Below are 16,939 nucleotides of genomic sequence, written 5' to 3'. Positions count from 1 at the left end.
AGTCTCCCGGGTGCCGGTGACACTTATGTGCCGCGCAGCGCCCGCCGCATGATTTTGCCGGTGGCGGTGCGCGGAAGATCGTCGACGAAGACAATCTCCCGCGGCACCTCGTGTGCGGCAAGGCGGGTACGGACGTGGTTGCGGAGTTCTTGCTCGAGCTCGGGACGTGCCTCGACCTCGGAGCGCAGGACGACGAACGCTTTCGGTGCCTCGCCACGCCTCTCGTCCGGTACGCCGATGACAGCCGCGAGCGCGACGGACTCGTTGGCGCACAAGCAGTTTTCGATCTCGGTAGGACCGATGCGGTATCCCGAGGCGTTGATGACGTCGTCATCACGCATCTCGAACCAGACGTAGCCGTCCTCGTCCATGCGACCCAGATCGCCCGATATCAGCCAATCACCGTGGAACTTTTCTCTGGTTCCCTCTGGGTTACGCCAGTATTCGGCCATGACCAGGGGATTGTGTCGCCATACGACGACGCGCCCAGTCTGATTGATGACCGGGTTGAAATCGTCGTCGACGACCATTCCCTTGCTGCCGGGTGCTGGCCGTCCCGCGGCACCCGGCTTCGTCGGAAACACTTGCGAACTGTGGAGGAAGAAGGCGTTCATCTCGGTCTGCCCGTAGGCGTCGTTGATATCGCCGCCGAAGTACTCTTGCGCCCAGCCGCGCAGCTCGGCGCCAAGCGGTTCGCCGCCGGACATGGTGGCGCGCAGCGAGAATCCGCCGCCTTCGACGCTTGACGCGCGGAATCCGCGTAGGGCGGTCGCTGGGAGCAGGGTCAAGGTGACCTTGTGTTCGCGCATCAGCCAGGCCGAACGCTCAGGGTCGAATCCGTCCTCGCGATCGACGACGAGCGGCACGCCGTACAACAGCGCCGGCACCATGATGCACATGATTCCGGCCATCCATGCCCAGTCCGCGACCGACCAGAACACGTCGCCTGGCTGCGGCAGGAAGTCGTAGCACATCTCGATGGGCGGCATCTGTCCGAACACCTGCCGATGCAGATGCAGTGCGCCCTTCGGATTGCCGGTGGTGCCGGAGGTGTAGATCAAGAAGGCGCCGTCATCGGCGCCGGTCTCTACCGCGGTGAAGCCCGGTGCGGCGTCGGCGATCGCGGTCTCGAACGAATTCTGGTCGTCGGCATCGGCGCCGATGACCAGAAGCTCGACGTCGCGATCCCCGATGCCTTCGACGACGCGGTCGCGATGCGACGCGAACGTAATGACCGCGCGGGCGCCAGAATTATCGAAACGGTAGTCCAAGGCCTCGGGCCCGAATAGGTGCGAAACGGGTAGTACGACGGCGCCCATCCGCCAGATAGCGGTAAATGCGGCGGCTGTCTGCAGCGACTGCGGATTAATGACCATGACGATATCGCCGGGCTTGATGCCGCGTGCAAGGAGCGCATTGGCGATGCGATTGCTCAGTTCGGTCAGGTCCGCCCAACTGAAGTCTTTCGAGGTCCGGTCGCCGTATACCTCGGTGATCGCGCGGGCGGCCGGATCGCGGCCGTCAATGATCGCTGAGCCGATGTTGAACGTCTTCGGGATCTGCAGTGACGAGTAGTCGATCTGTTTCCAAAGGTCGTCGTAGTTATCGACACGGGTAAGCATCGGCTCCCAGGCCATGATGAGCTCCTCACTGTGGCGGATGTCTGAAGCCTATCGGTCGACGCGCCACGGAGCCGGCCAGCGCCGCGACCACGGCGGCCCTTTGTGATCGTGATCGACATCGCATACGACCAACAACGAGCAATCCGCACCTTGTTAGCGTGAGGTTGACGCGCGAGTCTGCGGCAGGCAAGGGCGGAAAGGAACTCATGTCAAATCTCTTTACTCCCTTTACGCTTAAGGGAGTGACACTGCGGAATCGGATCGCGATGTCACCCATGACCATGCACCGCTCGGTCGACGGGAAGATGAACGACTTTCACCTGATGTACCTCGGCGCACGCGCGGCGGGCGGCTTTGGGCTGGTGTTTCCCGAGCAGATCGCGATCGCGCCAGACGGCCGGACGAGCGTCAAGTGCGCTGGCATTTATGACGACGATCAGATCGATGGGCTGAAGCGAGTCACCGCGATGATCAAGGACATGGGAGCCGTACCGGCTATCCAACTAGCGCACACCGGTCGCAAAGGCAGTGCCGAGCCGGATTGGGCCGGTGGTCGGATGCTTCCGCCTGAGCATCCCGATGGTTGGCAGACAGTTGGCCCGTCCGCGATTGCGTACGGCGGACGAATGCCTTATGCCCCACGTGAGTTGTCGAAAATGGAGATTGCCGAGATCCACACCCAGTTCGCGGCCGCGGCATACCGGGCTGCCGAAGCCGGGTTCGAGTGGCTGGAGTTGCACTTTGCGCATGGGTACCTCGGTGCTAGTTTCCTGTCGCCGTTGGCAAACCAGCGCGGCGATGAATATGGGGGCAGTTCCGAGAACCGTGCCCGATTCCACCTTGAGACCCTCGATGCAGTACGGAAGGCGTGGCCTGAGCGGTTCCCGCTCACCGCGCGTGTGGGTTGTGACGACCTGCACGCCGACGGGCTTCAGTTTGACGAGTCGATCGCCGCGATCAGGTGGATGAAGGAACACGGGCTCGACCTGGTCGACCTGAGCCTCGGGATGAACAGCCCCGAGATCAACCAGGTCCCGTTCAGCGACATGGGCTTTATGGTCGATCGGGCCGCACGCGTGCGTGCGGAGGTCGGGATCCCCGTTGCGACAAGTTGGAACCTGGGGAAGCCGTCGGTGGCCGATCAGGTGATTAGGCAGGAGAGGAGCGACCTCGTCTATCTCGGCCGGCCCGCACTCTCGAACCCGCACTGGCCGGTGTGGGCTGCAAGAGAATTGGGCGGACAGGACCCGATCGATCTCGTCCCTCGAGACTGGCAAGGCTGGCTCCGGCCGTACCGTGGCAATAAGGCAGCCTCCGGTTGGCCGCTGCCGACATCGAATGAGGGCGATGCCAACATGCCGCAGACCTAGAGCACGGTGATGTGTCCCGGCGTGCCTGCGACAAGCTCACCGATGATAGGAGAGCCGGGTATTTCGCCCGCGACCAGCAGCCCACCAGAGGTCTGGGCGTCGGCGAGAAGGATCAACTCGTCTTCGTCGACGGACGCCTCGAGATGGGGTCGCACCCAATCCAGGTTGCGTTGGCTGCCACCCGGAATATAGCCGGCCGACAGTGCTTCACGCGCGCCAGCGATGTAGGGCACCGCGGCGGAGTCGATCACCGCAGCGACACCACTTGCGCGGGTCATCTTGTAGAGATGACCGAGCAGCCCGAAGCCAGTGACATCGGTCGCGCAGACGGCGCCGCCGGCCAGTGCCGCCGCAGATGCCTTGTCATTGAGGCTCGTCATCACGGCGACGGCCTCGTCAAAACGTTCACCGGTCGCCTTGTGGCGGTTGTTGAGTACGCCGAGTCCGAGAGGTTTGGTGAGCGTTAGCGGTACGCCGGCAACGCCAGAATCGTTGCGCAGCAACCGATCCGGCGCCGCAAGACCGGTGACTGCTAAGCCATACTTCGGCTCCAGGTCGTCGATGCTGTGTCCGCCGGCGAGGTAGCAACCTGCGGCGGAACAGACTTCGGCGCCGCCCCGGAGCACTTCTGCGGCGAGCTCGAAGGGAATCTTCTCTCGCGGCCAGGCCAGCAGATTGATTGCGACCACGGGTGTCCCGCCCATGGCGTACACGTCCGAAAGAGCATTGGCTGCCGCGATGCGGCCCCAGTCGAACGCGTCGTCGACGACGGGGGTGAAGAAGTCCGCCGTTGCCACCACCGCGCGGTCCCCGTCGATGCGCACCACCGCACCGTCGTCTCCGTGGTCCAGCCCGACGAGCAGGTCTCCGCCTTCCAGACTGACAGGCAGACCGCCGAGTACTCGCTCTAGCTCGCCGGGAGGCACTTTGCAGGCACAGCCGCCTCCCGAAGCGAATTGAGTCAATCGAAGCGCGGGCGTGGCAATACTCATACCGTCACCGTACAACTACCCCTCGGGCGCGCGACTACCGAGCGGCGTGTGCGAGGCGGTCCTTCTGCGGTACGACGGTGTACTTCGGGTCTTTTGCCGATGCGATGCCGGCCTCGAAGACACCGAAGCGTGTCAACACCGAACCGGCGACGTACGCCGCGCCGCTGAGCGCCGACGCCACACGTGAGCGGCGGCCCATGAGCGACAGGGCCGCTCCGCCGGCGGTCAGTCCCCGCGCCAGCCGCAGCAGCCGGCCTGGGCGGCCTTGTTCGTAAGGCTCACCGACCATGCCGAGCCGCTCGTGCATCACCTTCATGCTGCCCATCTCCAACGCGGCTCCGGCGATCGCGAGCCGTCGGGCCGGTGCGGCCTGGGCCGTAGGTGCCGCGATCATCGCCAGCCCGCCCGCCGCGGCGGCGCCCGACCCCGCGAACACGAACGGCATTTCGCGATGCGCCTCGTGCCAGGCCGGTACGGCAGTGTTGCAGATCAGCGCGGCGGTATAGGTGGCCAGGGGAGGCCCGAGCACAGCCGCGCCGACGCCGGCCAGGCGGCCGAGCCGCGGCAGCAGGCCGGTTACGTCCGAGGCGAGCGCGGCGGACGCGAGTCCTGCGAATGGCGCCAGGATGAACGATCCGACCGACAACGGAGAGGTCACTTTGAACACCCGCAGCATATTTAAGAATCGCTCGGGCCGCCCGAGGTCATGGATCAGTGCAACGGTGCCGGCCGCGGCACCTCCTGCCGCAGCCGAGCGGGCGATCCGTTGCAGAGCAGGGTTTCCGGACAGCGCTGCTCCCTCTGCCAAGACCGAAGAAGCGCCGGCCAGACCGCCGAGGAACAGGTACAGCGGCACGTCCGGCGTCTTCCAGGTCGGGGTCTTGATGATGGCCTTGCCGTAGTAGGACTCGAACTCGGGCTCGGGTACGACGGCCCGTTCTCTCATTTGCGCCTCCCGAGGAATGACGCGGCGGCCATCGCCAGCAACGTGCCCGCGGCGGCGCCGACATGCTTCCAGATCGAGCCGATATCGCGGGTCGTCACTATCGGGTCCGGCGGCAAACCGTAGACCTCCGGTTCGTCCAGCAGCAGGAAGAAGGCGCCGTCGCCGCCGACTCCGTCCGTCGGGTCGGCGCCGTACAGCCGGGCCTCCTGCACGCCCTGCTCTTGAAGCGCGGTGACGCGCTGCTGCGCGCGCTCACGCAGCTCGTCGAGCTCGCCGTACTGGATGGACTCGGTGGGGCAGGCTTGCGCGCATGCCGGCATCCCCCCGTCCTTGAGCCGGTCGTAACACAGCGTGCACTTGAACGCCCGGCCATCCTCGGGCCGGATGTCGATAACGCCGTACGGGCAGGCGGGCACGCAATATCCGCAACCATTGCAGATGTCCGGCTGGACGACGACGGTGCCGAACTCGGTACGAAACAGCGACCCGGTGGGGCACACGTCCAGGCAGGCGGCATGGGTGCAGTGTTTGCACACGTCGGAGGACATCAGCCAACGGACGCCTGACTCGTCGGACTCGGCCGAGCTGTCACCCGCGGCGAGGGCCAGTACGTCGAGGCCAGACTCGTCGAAGGCCGTTGGCAGACCGGGCGGGCCCATGCCGGGCATTCCGAGGTCGGTAGCGGTCGATACCGGCTTTTCGATAAACGCGACGTGCCGCCAGGTGTCCGCGCCGAGTGCCTGAGTGTTGTCGTAGGACATGCCGGACAACGAGATGCCGTCCTCAGGCACGAGGTTCCATTCCTTGCAGGCCACTTCGCATGCCTTGCAGCCGATGCAGACCGACGTATCAGTGAAGAACCCCATCCGTGGCGGATGTTCCTGATGTCCCGCATCACCGCTCACGTCGTCCAATGGGCCGGAGAACCTGTTGCTCATGCGTCGCTCCCTTCGTCGGTCGGATCGGCAGCTGCGCGGCGCCGGTAGTCCTCGACGTATTCGACCAATGCCGGTCCGCGTGGTCGGCGCCCGGCTTGGATGTCACACGTGCCTACCTTGCCCTGGATGAAAACGTTGGGATCCAAGGTCAGGTTGACCAGGTCGTTGGCGGAGTCGCCTGTGCTCAGACCACCCTGCCCCCAGTGATAGGGCAGCCCGACCTGCTCGACGTATTGGTCGCCGACCCGCAGCGAACGCATTCGCCCGGTCACCAGCACCCGAGCCTCAATCGCGGCCCGGGCCGTCACAATCGTCGCCCAGCCGCCGTTCTCGAGCGACCGCTGCGCGGCCAGGCGCGGTGAGACCTCGCAGAACATCTCCGGCTGCAGTTCGGATAGGTAGGGGAGCGTTCTGCTCATGCCGCCGGCCGTGTGGTGTTCGGTCAACCGGTAGCTAGTGAACACATACGGAAAGACCTCGCTGTATGACGGGTTGAGCGGGTTGTCGCCCTGCTCGACCGTTTGGCGGGCCGGGTTGTTCTGCTGGCCGTAGAGCGGGTTGTGCACCGGTGACTCCGGTGGTTCGTAGTGGGCCGGCATCGGACCGTCCGCGAGCCCTGACGGCGCATACAACCACGCCTTACCGTCGGTCTGCATGATGAACGGATCTCGTCCGCCAATGGCATCCGGCCCTTGCGCACCGTCGGCGGGCACGTGGTCCGGCGGCCGGTCGGCGATGAAGTCCGGTACGTCGACGCCGGTCCACCGCCCCTCGTCGGCGTCCCACCACACGTACTTCTTCCGCTCGCTCCACGGCTTTCCGTCGGGATCGGCCGACGCGCGGTTGTACAGGATCCGCCGGTTTGCCGGCCAGGCCCATCCCCACTCTGGTGCGACGTACGACTGTTCCCACCGCGGCTTGCGGCGGGCCGCCTGGTTGACTCCGTCTGAGTAGACGCCGCAGTAGATCCAGCAGCCGCACGCGGTCGACCCGTCGTCCTTGAGCTCGGTGTACGACGACAACGGGCCACCGTCTGGCCCGGTGCCGTTGATCTCGCGCAGCACCGCCTCGCCGCTCGGCTCGTTCAACGGTCCCTCGGTCGGGTAATCCCAGGTGAGGTCTAAGACCGGCCGGTCCATCTCGTCGGCCGAGTCGGCGAGCTTATACCGGATACGCTGCCCGAGCTCGTAATAGAACTGCAGCTCGCTGCGCGCATCACCGGGTGGTTCGACGGCCTTGGTGCGCCACTGCAGCATCCGTTGGGTATTGGTGAACGAGCCGGCCTTCTCCACGTGCGAGGCGGCCGGCAAGAAGAACACCTCGGTGCCAATCTGCTCGGTCGCGAGCTCACCGGTCGCGATCTCGGGACCGTCTTTCCAGAAGGTGGCCGACTCGATCATGGCCAGGTCGCGGACGACCAGCCAGTCGAGGTTGGCCATGCCCAACCGCTGCATCTTGCCGTTCGCCGAGCCGACGGCAGGGTTCTCGCCGACAAGGAAATAGCCCTTGACACGGCCTTCGATCTGTCCGACTACGGTGTCGTAAGTCCCGTGGTGACCGGTCAGCCGGGGTAGGTAGTCGAAGCAGTAGTCGTTGGCCGCGGTGGCCGCATCGCCCCAGTAGGATTTCAGCAGACTCACTGTGTACGAGCGCATGTTGCCCCAGAACCCGGTCTTGCCCGCGTCGGCGGCTACGAACTGATCCAGGTTTTCATGCTGAGCAGCGTGCGGCATGGGGATATAGCCGGGCAGGATGTTGAACAGCGTCGGGATATCCGTCGAGCCTTGGATGCTGGCGTGCCCACGCAGCGCCATGATGCCACCGCCGGGCCGTCCGATGTTGCCCAGCAGCAGCTGCAAGATCGACGCGGTCCGGATGTTCTGTACGCCGGTGCTGTGCTGGGTCCAGCCGACCGCATAGCAGAACGCCGAGGTGCGGTCGCGTCCGCTGTTGCGCGTCAGTGCCTCGGCGACCTGCTGGAACTGCTCAGGGGAGATACCACAAACCGCCTGCACGACATCCGCGGTGTAGCGGGCAAAGTGCCGCTTGAGGATCTGGTAAACGCACCGTGGGTGCTGCAGAGTCTCGTCCCGCCTCGGCTTCTCGGCGATCGATGGACCGCCGGAGCCGGCCGTCTCGGACTGAGCACTCTCGTGCCGCGTCTCGGCGTCGGTTCGGCTGGCTTCCTGATCGGGCCCGTTTTTTGGCCCGCCCGGCTGCGCGGAATCACGCTGGCCGGCGGCTGGCGCCTCTGTGACGTTTTCGTACTGCCAGCTCGTTGGGTCGTAGGTGTCGGTCTCGGGATCGAAACCGGAAAACAGCCCGTCGAGATCTTCGGTGTCCCGGAAATCCTCGCTCACGATTGCCGCCGCGTTGGTGTAGTTCACGACGTACTCACGGAAGTCGAGCCCGTTGGTCAGCACAAAGTTCACTAGGGCGCCAAGAAACGCGATGTCCGAGCCGGCGCGGATCGGCACGTGTAGGTCGGCGACTGCCGATGTACGGGTGAACCGCGGGTCGACGTGAATAATTGTCGCGCCGCGCTGTTTTGCCTCCATTACCCACTGGAAACCGACCGGGTGGCACTCGGCCATGTTGGATCCCTCGATCAGGATGCAGTCAGCGTTAGCCAGATCCTGCTGGAAACTCGTCGCACCACCGCGACCAAACGAAGTCCCCAGACCGGGAACGGTGGAGGAGTGTCAAATACGAGCCTGGTTCTCGATCTGGATCGCGCCCATCGCCGTATACAGCTTCTTCATGAGGTAGTTTTCCTCGTTGTCGAGGGTCGCTCCTCCGAGACTGGCGATGCCCATCGTCCGCCGCAGCCGTTTGCCGTCCTTGGACTCCCACTCCCAGAACTGTTTGCGTGTCTTGATCACGCGGTCGGCGATCATGTCCATCGCGGTGTCCAGATCGAGGTCTTCCCATTCGGTGCCGAACGGGCGTCGATAACGAACCTTGGTCACCCGGCCCGGGGAGGTCACCAGCTGCTTGCTCGCGCTGCCCTTGGGGCAGAGCCTGCCACGCGAAATCGGACTGGCCGGGTCTCCCTCGATCTGGGTGACCGTGCCGTCTTTGACGAAGACTTTCTGGGCGCAGCCCACTGCGCAGTATGGACAGATTGAGTCGACGACCTTGTCGGCTTCGGCGGTGCGCGGACGAAGCGTCTCGCTGCGGGACGACATCGCTGCGGTGCCGCGCCCCAGCCGATCGCCGCGCAGTTGGCGAAGCAGCGGCCACAAACTCACGAACGCGTGATCACCCATCGGTCCTCCCGCCACTTATTTGGCTTGCCGCTCCAATCTAGCGACCCCGCCGCGATTAGAGAAGGAGCCACAACCGCGGACACTACAGTGAAGGCCGAAGATCTGCCGGCCAGAAGGAGTCACCTTGCAAGATTCGCGTCGCGCTACGCCGCGGACCGACCATGTCCTTGCCGACCCGCGGCTGGCCGAGGCCGTCGGCGTACTAGGTATTGGCATCGTGAAGCGAGCGGTGACGCTGGCGCTGCAACGGTGCCGGGCGGATGAACTCGACCCAGGAGCGGTAGCGGACTGGGCTTGGGAATCCCTGCCTGCGGCCGCCACGTCGATGCGACGCGTCATCAACGCGACCGGCGTAGTCGTGCACACCAACCTCGGCCGGGCACCGCTGTCGCAGGCCGCCGTTGACGCGATACAGATAGCCGCCGGAGCCACTGATGTCGAGATGGATCTCGAGTCCGGTAGGCGCAGCAGGCGCGGCGAAGCCGCATTGGCGGCGCTTGCCGCTGCCGTTCCATCCGCGGGTGGTGTGCACGTGGTCAACAATGGAGCGGCGGCGCTCGCGTTAGTCACGTGCGCGCTCGCGATGGGCCGCAACATCATCGTGGCCCGGGGAGAGATGGTTGAGATCGGCGATGGGTTCCGGTTGCCGGAGCTGATCGAGTCGATTGGTGCCACTTTGCGCGAGGTGGGCACCACCAACCGTGTCCGGCTCGCCGACTACGAGTCGGCGATCGACGACGACACGGCGTACGTGCTCAAGGTGCACCCTTCCAACTTCCTGGTCTCCGGATTCACGTCGTCAGTGGCGGTTTCCGAGCTCGCGACGCTCCCCGTGCCCGTCGTGGCCGACATCGGCTCCGGGCTGCTCGGCCCGCATCCGCGGCTGCCTGACGAGCCGAGCGCGTCCGCCTGGCTTGATGCGGGCGCGGACCTGGTCACCGCGTCCGGCGACAAGCTGTTGGGCGGCCCGCAATGTGGCCTGATGCTGGGGGAGGCCAGTCTGGTCGATCGGCTTCGACGTCATCCCTTCGCGCGCGCCGTACGCGTGGACAAGCTGACCCTGGCTGCGCTCGAGGCAACGTTGATCGGCCCGCCGCCGCCCGTATCGACCTCCCTAACGGTCACGGCTGCGCAGTTGCATGCGCGGGCAACGCGAATCTGCGCCGCGCTGGACGGGATCGGTGCTGCGGTCGTCGATTCGGCGGCCGCTGTAGGTGGGGGAGGCGCGCCCGGTGTCGAGCTGCCAAGTGCCGCTCTAGCAGTGCCGGCGTCCTTGGCACATGCCCTGAGGGTCGGCGACCCACCAGTGGTTGGCAGAGTCGAACGCGGACGACTACTTCTCGACCTGATAGCGGTGGCGCCGGCCGACGACGCGCTCATCGTCGAAGCCATACACCGCGCGATACACGCGACCAAGTCGAGCGCGTAGTCGCAGCATGCTCGGCCCCGATGTCTTCAGCGTTTCACCGTTTATCGATGCGGCGTGTGGGTAACAAACCTCGTGAAGGCAAAGAATCAGCCTTCTCGCCTACATGGAAACGAGGATCAACGATGGCAGACAAAGTCGGCTCCGGTCGCAAGAGTGAATACACCGTCCCCGGGCTGAAGGTCGCCGAAGGGCACAAGGGTGGGCAAGACCCTTCAAATGCGCCTACACGCGCTGAATGACCTCCAGCTCACACTGAAGCACGCGCATTGGAATGTGGTGGGCCCGGACTTCATCGGCGTACACGAGATGCTCGACCCGCAGATCGACGCGGTGCGGGCGATGGTTGACGAGACTGCCGAGCGGATGGCGACCCTTGGAGTCTCTCCGGTGGGTACGCCGGGTGCCTTGGTCTCGACGCGCACCTGGGACGACTACGACATCGGCCTCGCGGACACGAGCGAGCATCTGGGTGCTCTTGACATCGTCTACGACGGCGTCATCTCCAGTGAGCGTGAAGCGATCGATACGATCGGGAAGATCGACCCGATCACCGAGGACATGCTGATCGGTCACACTAAACAGCTCGAACTGTTTCAATGGTTCGTGCGCGCCCATCTAGAAAACGCGTCCGGCCGCCTCGCCACCCGCGGCGCGGCTACGGAGTCCGCGGCAGCGGCGAAATCTGCGGCAAAGAAGCCTTCCTAGCGCGTCACAGGACTTGATCGGCAGGCGTCACCAGCCCTTCTTGTTCCGCAACGGACCGCGTACCACTGGGGCGGAGCAGGTCGATGACGACGTCCTCGTCGATATATCGGCTTGCCCGCTCCATTCCGCGGGTGCTGTTCAGAAGGGCGTGGAAATCATCGCCGGTTGAGGGATACTCTGCGACAGGATGGCGCCAATGAGCAGCAAGTAGGGCGCCGTCCGGGTGGAGATGCTGGGCCGCGCAGTCGATCGCGCGTCGGGCGCTCCCCGGCTCGAGATAGTAACCAACTTCGCTGAGTACGACGAGGTCGTACATTTCATCGGGCCAAGAGGCGCCCAGCGCCCAGTGGCGCATTTCTACGTTGCCGATACCGGTGGCGCTCAATCGGGACTGGGCACGGGCCAGCGCCGCGTCCGCGATGTCTGTGGCAACAACGCGGTCGCACCGTTGGGCGAGTTCCGCGGTCAGTACGCCTATCGAGCAACCAGGTTCGAAACAGCTGCCGAAGCGTTCCTGAGGCAGAATCGCCATGGTAAGTGCGACCTTGCGCCGCTCGTACCAGCGGGTGGTGAATCCCCACGGGTCACTCGAGGTGGAATATATACGGTCGAAGTACTCGGGATCCATTGGTTATTTACCGTCATCTTCAGATATCAACACGACTTCGTATGGGCGTAACAGTCGCTCGAGAACGTGTGAGGGAAGGACTGCCGCGTCGGCGGGGTGCTCTGACAGCGGCCGAATCTGAGTGGTGAATGCGTTGACTGCATCGGCCTTGCGCGCCGCGGAAGTCGTCGACAGGTCGAACCGACGGGCTCGGCCCCACGGCACATCTGTGTCCTGTGGCAGCGCCCAATGCCACATCCAGATCGGATACTCCAGAACGCGAGACCCGGTGTCTGCGCACGCGAGTCGGGTCGCTCGCGCGCAGGCTTCATGGTCTGGGTGTCCGTCACCGGCCCAGGTGACCAAGACCCAGGAGTTATCGACGTACTGCTTCAGTGCCCGAGCGAGTGTCTTCTCGGACGTTTCGACCTGGCCGTCGGTGAAACCCAGATGTACCGGTTTGCGCAGCCCGAGTGTCGCATTGGCCCGCGCCGACTCGATGCGGCGCAGCGCGGCCAGTTGATTTGGCGTGTACGTCGGTGAGCCAGGGTGTGACGACTGGCCGTCGGTCACGATGACGGCGTGGGTCTCGATGCCGCGTTCGGCGGCCGATGTAGCGATGCCACCGACTCCGAGCACCTCATCGTCAGGGTGGGGCGCAATAATGACCAACCGCTCGCAGCCGTCGAGCGAGAATTCCGGGAAGCGTAGATCCGCTGCAGCCCATTGGCTCTCCGGCGTACCTTTTCCACTCGTTGGTGCGTTCAGAAATCTGTCCACGCTCACGCTAAAAGGCCCCCTAGCGCGGCCAGGTCGCTCTCCGCGTGACTTTGCCGAACGTAGATGCTGAGGTCTGCCACTCGCTGCGCGTGCCGCTCGTCCTGGCAGAGTGGACCCGCCCCAAGCGCGCGTCCAACGCCGTCGATCACCTGCGTGGCAGCGTTCTCGACAATCGTGCGCACCCGGAGTGCACGGATCCGCGCCTGTCGAGCGTGATCATGCGGGTCGTTATCGACCTCACCTGCTGCACCGACGAGTGCCCAGCGCGCGCCAGCCAAAGCCGCATCGATTGCCCCCATATGCGCCAACTGGTGTGAATTTGCTTTATGCAGCCGTGCTTTTAGCGGTTCCGCAACTGCCACGGCTCCGCCGTACCAGCATGCCGCCACACCCGCCGCGCCGTACCAGAAGCCGGGACGATCCAAGTACGACGTCGTGTCTCCCACTGGCTCAGCTTGGACATTGGTGAAGTCGACCGGTTCGGTGTCCGACACGCGCATGCCTGCGTTCACCCAGGTTCCTTTCCTGGGGCGAACGCCAGTTTGGTTCAGATCAACCGCATAGAGCCGTGATTCACCACCGTCCGAGGCCGTGACGAGAGCGTGGGTACAGATCGACGCGCCCGAGCACCAGAGCTTGGTCCCGTCCAGCCGCCAACGTCCCGACTGCCGGGTAGCGGTCAGCAACGGGTGTGGCGGTTCGGCCGCCCACACGCCCCACAGCTGACGAGCTTCCACCCGCTGGCCGACGATCTCATGCAGAATGGCGTCCGCGTCTGCGTGCGCTTCGACCAAACGTCCGATCGCGATGTCGTAGTCGCAGTTCTGCGCCAACCGCAGCCAGCGCTCTACCGTCGCTCCGCCACCCGGGAGCGGGAGCGGGACCCTTGTGAGATCCAGGAGTTTTGCTTTGAGATCGGGCGTCATCGCACCACTTCTAAACTCGTGAGGTGCGTGGCGAAGCCCCCAGGCGCGCGACTAGTTCGCCGCGACGATGTCACAACCGGAGACTCGTCGCTCCACACCACGCGTGCGCCGGCCTCGACGAAACGATGAACCAGATCTACGTCCTCGTGGAGCGCCAACGGCGCGAATTCCCCTATGGAGACGTAACGACGTCCGTCAAAGCCTAGGTTGCACCCATGGATGCGGGTGGAGGGAAGCGCCATCCGATACCGACGCTCATAATCGCGTTGCACTTCCGCTGGGAAAGCGCCCCAGTTTGTTACCTGCACAGTCCCGGCCAACAACTCAACGCCTGCCTCTGCGTGCATCATGTGGCTGGAAAGCCAGTCGTTGGGTACTACGGAATCGGCGTCGGTGGTCGCCATCCAGATGCTATGCGGTCCTTTCACGGCGCGAAACCCGGCTCGTCGTGCCGCACCTACATTCCGATGAGCCACCTGCAACACCTGGCCGAATCGTGCCGCGATCTCGGCAGTGCGGTCGGTGCAGGAGTCGGCTACGACGATTGTGTCGACGGGCACGGATGAGTGCAGCGCCGCGGTCCGAACGCTCACAAGGCACGACTCAAGCAGGTCTTCCTCGTTATGCGCCGGGATCACCACCACAATTTTGGAAATTGTCATGTCGCCTTCCACAATCGGCATCTCTTAGTGTGTCCGGCGTATGACCGCCCAAACGACTCCTACGGCGACGCAATAGGAGCGAACTACGTTGGTTGTGCCCAAAGTCGGGAAGTTCTAAACCCTGGCGGAAAGGGGATTTCTACTGCCTCCGAGGGTGGCGTGCGTGAATCCGCATTGCGGCCGCAACGGCAAGGCCGATGTCGCTCAATGGTTGCGAAGAGCCTTGACGAGCTCGTCCTTCTTCATCGATGACCGCCCGTCGATACCTATCTCTGCCGCACGTCGGCGTAGGTCCTCGACTTTCCAGTCCTCATACGATCCGGACTTTCCACCGCGACGACTGACGTCAGAGCGTGAACTCGACGCTGACTCGTTAGCGATTCTGGCCGCCTTTTCTTTGCTCTCGCCGTCGTTTCGGAGTTCTTCGTAGAGTTTGTCGTCTTTGACGCTGGGGCCTGGTTTTTTGTTGGGCATGAGCCGATCCTTCCTCTACCTGCGTTTGTGAGACGCGTACCAGCGTTTCAACGAACCGGTTAGTCCCCGTCGTTCGGTGCGGCGCCGGTGCTTGGCGGATGGCTGGCGGACGTATCGATCTGGACCGGGTAGCCGGCCCGAAGTACCGCGACGCTCGAGGGTGGCGTGATGACCTCTACGTCGCCCTCGGTTGGGCGAGTGCGGCGCGCGGCGTAGCCATGTTCGGTCCACTCGACGATCTTGCCGCCGAGGACCAGGTACGGCGTGGTGTCAATGGACACAAACACGCCCGTTGGCAGTCCGCGCCACGGCATCGGATGCAGCCGCCGACGATGGGTGCCTCTCACGATCCTTTCGCCGTGTAGTTGCCGGTTGATCTGCTGCGCCGACGGTACGTCGACGCCGAGCTCCGCGGCCCACGCGGCTTGGTATGCGCGATAACTGTCCCGCCGGCATTCTGCGCAGGGCCGGTGCCCGGCGGCGAACGAGACTGCCTCATCGTGAAAGAACAGAAAGGTGTAGTGACCCGGCTGCCACTGTTCGTTGAAGCGACCCCGAAAGTCCAGCGCGCAGGTGATCCACAGATCGCCGCCGTGAAATCTCACGATCTTGTGTCCGTCGTGGAGTTGGCCGCGATTGCCGGTCCACGCACCTCGTAACGGCACGGCGACAATGTCTCCGTGCGGGGTGACCCTGTTGCGTTCGGCCATCTATGCCTCCGGGGAGCTGTGGGAGGTCATGCGAAACGGCCGGAATCGCAGCCACTTCGCATGACCTTACGAAGACGTCAGCGCGGGAGCTGAGCCTCGATCGCCGAGACGACCTCGGGTGCATCTGGGGTAGTGCGCGGACGGAATCGGGCCACCGGCTCGCCCGCCGGGGAGATGAGGAACTTCTCGAAGTTCCATTGGATGTCCCCGGTCTTTCCTTCTGCATCAGGCACTTGGACGAGCTCGGTGTACAACGGATCGCGATTGTCGCCGTTCACCTCGGTCTTTGCGAACATCGGGAACGTGACGCCGTACGTCGCCGAGCAGAACTCCGCGATGTCATCGGCGGTGCCGGGCTCCTGGCCGCCGAACTGGTTGCACGGGAAGCCGAGTACGGCGAAACCACGGTCGGCGTACTGCGCGTGCAGTTGCTCAAGAGTTTCGTACTGCGGGGTCAAACCGCAGCGGGAGGCGACGTTGACCATCAGCAGCGCCTTGCCCTCGTAGTCGTGCAGATTCGCCGGTTCGCCGGCCAGAGTGGTGACGTCGTAGTCGTAGATCGACACGTGTTGCCTTTCGTTGGAGTGCACTTGGTTGTTTGAGTTGTGACTGAGTCTGTTAGCTGAGGAACTCGGCTGCGCGGTCGCCCCATGTGCGCAGGTCCGCGCTGGTCTCCGACACGTGCAGCACGGAGCGGGGGATGAGCGAGGCCAGCTCTTCTGCGGTCGAGATCGGGTGTCCGGGGTCGGTAGCCCACGCCAGGATCAGGGTCGGCTTACTGATCGCGCCGATGGCCTCGCGAGTGGGGAAGTCCGCGATTCCCGCGCCGCGAAACACGGTGGGAAGCAGTTCGTAGGAGATGTCGGGAGCCGGTGGATAGCCTGGTACGTCGTCGAATATCGGTGCCGGTCGACGGGACTGCGCGAGGATATCGGCTGCCTCGTCGGGTGGTGCCTTCTCCACGAGCTCGGCCATTTGACGATAGATATCGGCCTGTGCCGTGCGCGTCTCCCACGCGGTCGGGGGAGCGGTGAGGACGACGCGGTTGAACCGTTCAGGAGATTGGGTCACCGCATGCAGCAGAGTCCCGGTGCCCATGGACAGTCCAATGCCATCGACCGGGGCGTCCGGCGAGAAATGATCGATGAGTGCGAGCATGTCGCCACTCAGCGCGGACCAGGTGTAGTCCTCACGCGACGGCGTACCGCTGGACTCACCGTGTCCGCGCGCGTCGTACGACACGAGCCGGTGTCCGGCCGATGCGACAGGAGAAAAGTCCGCGAGCTCAAAGCGGGCCACCGATCGACGGCTACGGGTCAGCCCGTGCGCGTTGACGACGACTGGCCCGCGCCCGCGCGCCGAATAAGACAGCAGCACATCGGGAAGCTGAATTGTTCCTGACGTTTCCGCGTCATCGACCATTGGTCCGCCTTTGTCGTAATGAATGAATCATGGCTCAACTACCATCGCGCGCCAATAGCACAACGTCACGTTGTCGCGAATTATTGC

Annotated in this window: 17 protein-coding genes; 3 read left to right on the top strand and 14 right to left on the bottom strand. The window is 64.2% G+C overall.

The window, feature by feature from the left end; all coding sequences use genetic code 11:
- Positions 1-23: 23 nt before the first annotated feature.
- Positions 24-1,637: an AMP-binding protein gene (locus tag CLV47_RS09365; RefSeq protein ID WP_106348765.1), complete on the bottom strand. Its 1,614-nt coding sequence runs from the start codon at positions 1,635-1,637 to the stop codon at positions 24-26.
- Positions 1,638-1,828: 191 nt separating this feature from the next.
- Here CLV47_RS09365 and CLV47_RS09360 point away from each other — a divergent pair, with 191 nt between their 5' ends.
- Complete coding sequence (locus CLV47_RS09360; RefSeq protein ID WP_106348841.1) at positions 1,829-2,992, top strand: NADH:flavin oxidoreductase/NADH oxidase; 1,164 nt, start codon at positions 1,829-1,831, stop codon at positions 2,990-2,992.
- Here CLV47_RS09360 and selD read toward each other — a convergent pair.
- The 5 genes from selD to CLV47_RS22850 are packed head-to-tail and all read right to left on the bottom strand — an operon-like array spanning position 2,989 to position 9,137.
- On the bottom strand, positions 2,989-3,984 hold the full coding sequence (gene selD, locus CLV47_RS09355) for a selenide, water dikinase SelD (protein WP_106348764.1): 996 nt from the start codon (positions 3,982-3,984) through the stop codon (positions 2,989-2,991). The genes CLV47_RS09360 and selD overlap by 4 nt on opposite strands.
- Before the next feature lie 34 nt (positions 3,985-4,018).
- Positions 4,019-4,930: an NrfD/PsrC family molybdoenzyme membrane anchor subunit gene (gene nrfD / locus CLV47_RS09350; RefSeq protein WP_106348763.1), complete on the bottom strand. Its 912-nt coding sequence runs from the start codon at positions 4,928-4,930 to the stop codon at positions 4,019-4,021.
- Positions 4,927-5,868 (bottom strand): 4Fe-4S dicluster domain-containing protein, encoded by a 942-nt coding sequence (locus CLV47_RS09345; RefSeq protein WP_106348762.1) that lies wholly within the window; start codon positions 5,866-5,868, stop codon positions 4,927-4,929. The genes nrfD and CLV47_RS09345 overlap by 4 nt, the downstream gene beginning before the upstream one ends.
- Positions 5,865-8,549, bottom strand: a complete 2,685-nt coding sequence (gene fdh / locus CLV47_RS09340; RefSeq protein WP_106348761.1) for a formate dehydrogenase — start codon at positions 8,547-8,549, stop codon at positions 5,865-5,867. The genes CLV47_RS09345 and fdh overlap by 4 nt, the downstream gene beginning before the upstream one ends.
- A 21-nt stretch (positions 8,550-8,570) precedes the next feature.
- The gene (locus CLV47_RS22850; RefSeq protein WP_106348760.1) at positions 8,571-9,137 is read right to left on the bottom strand and encodes a dehydrogenase; all 567 of its coding nucleotides are present in this window, start codon (positions 9,135-9,137) and stop codon (positions 8,571-8,573) included.
- A 124-nt stretch (positions 9,138-9,261) separates the two neighbouring features.
- Here CLV47_RS22850 and selA point away from each other — a divergent pair, with 124 nt between their 5' ends.
- Positions 9,262-10,566, top strand: a complete 1,305-nt coding sequence (selA, locus tag CLV47_RS09330; RefSeq protein ID WP_106348759.1) for an L-seryl-tRNA(Sec) selenium transferase — start codon at positions 9,262-9,264, stop codon at positions 10,564-10,566.
- A 198-nt stretch (positions 10,567-10,764) separates the two neighbouring features.
- Positions 10,765-11,271 carry a Dps family protein gene (locus CLV47_RS09325; RefSeq protein ID WP_238145298.1) on the top strand — a complete coding sequence of 169 codons (507 nt, stop codon included), beginning with the start codon at positions 10,765-10,767 and terminating at the stop codon, positions 11,269-11,271.
- A gap of 4 nt (positions 11,272-11,275) precedes the next feature.
- Here the strand turns inward: CLV47_RS09325 and CLV47_RS09320 are convergent, their stop codons facing one another.
- From CLV47_RS09320 to CLV47_RS09285, 8 genes are all read right to left on the bottom strand, one after another.
- Positions 11,276-11,899: a class I SAM-dependent methyltransferase gene (locus CLV47_RS09320; protein ID WP_106348758.1), complete on the bottom strand. Its 624-nt coding sequence runs from the start codon at positions 11,897-11,899 to the stop codon at positions 11,276-11,278.
- Positions 11,900-11,902: 3 nt separating this feature from the next.
- Complete coding sequence (locus CLV47_RS09315; protein WP_106348757.1) at positions 11,903-12,664, bottom strand: PIG-L deacetylase family protein; 762 nt, start codon at positions 12,662-12,664, stop codon at positions 11,903-11,905.
- A complete protein-coding gene (locus CLV47_RS09310; protein WP_106348756.1) occupies positions 12,661-13,584 on the bottom strand; it encodes an acyl-CoA dehydrogenase family protein in 924 nt (307 codons plus the stop codon). The genes CLV47_RS09315 and CLV47_RS09310 overlap by 4 nt, the downstream gene beginning before the upstream one ends.
- Complete coding sequence (locus CLV47_RS09305; protein ID WP_202862484.1) at positions 13,581-14,267, bottom strand: glycosyltransferase family 2 protein; 687 nt, start codon at positions 14,265-14,267, stop codon at positions 13,581-13,583. The genes CLV47_RS09310 and CLV47_RS09305 overlap by 4 nt, the downstream gene beginning before the upstream one ends.
- Before the next feature lie 183 nt (positions 14,268-14,450).
- Positions 14,451-14,720, bottom strand: coding sequence for a DUF7218 family protein (locus tag CLV47_RS09300; protein ID WP_106348755.1), 270 nt, complete (start codon positions 14,718-14,720; stop codon positions 14,451-14,453).
- A gap of 59 nt (positions 14,721-14,779) precedes the next feature.
- Positions 14,780-15,430, bottom strand: a complete 651-nt coding sequence (locus CLV47_RS09295; protein WP_202862483.1) for a hypothetical protein — start codon at positions 15,428-15,430, stop codon at positions 14,780-14,782.
- A 77-nt stretch (positions 15,431-15,507) separates the two neighbouring features.
- Positions 15,508-15,996 carry a glutathione peroxidase gene (locus tag CLV47_RS09290; RefSeq protein WP_106348754.1) on the bottom strand — a complete coding sequence of 163 codons (489 nt, stop codon included), beginning with the start codon at positions 15,994-15,996 and terminating at the stop codon, positions 15,508-15,510.
- 52 nt (positions 15,997-16,048) lie between these two features.
- Positions 16,049-16,852 carry an alpha/beta fold hydrolase gene (locus CLV47_RS09285; RefSeq protein WP_106348753.1) on the bottom strand — a complete coding sequence of 268 codons (804 nt, stop codon included), beginning with the start codon at positions 16,850-16,852 and terminating at the stop codon, positions 16,049-16,051.
- Positions 16,853-16,939: the final 87 nt, after the last annotated feature.

This window comes from Antricoccus suffuscus (assembly GCF_003003235.1).
Taxonomy (GTDB): Bacteria; Actinomycetota; Actinomycetes; order Mycobacteriales; family Antricoccaceae; genus Antricoccus; species Antricoccus suffuscus.
This window is presented reverse-complemented; position numbering and strand designations above follow the sequence as displayed.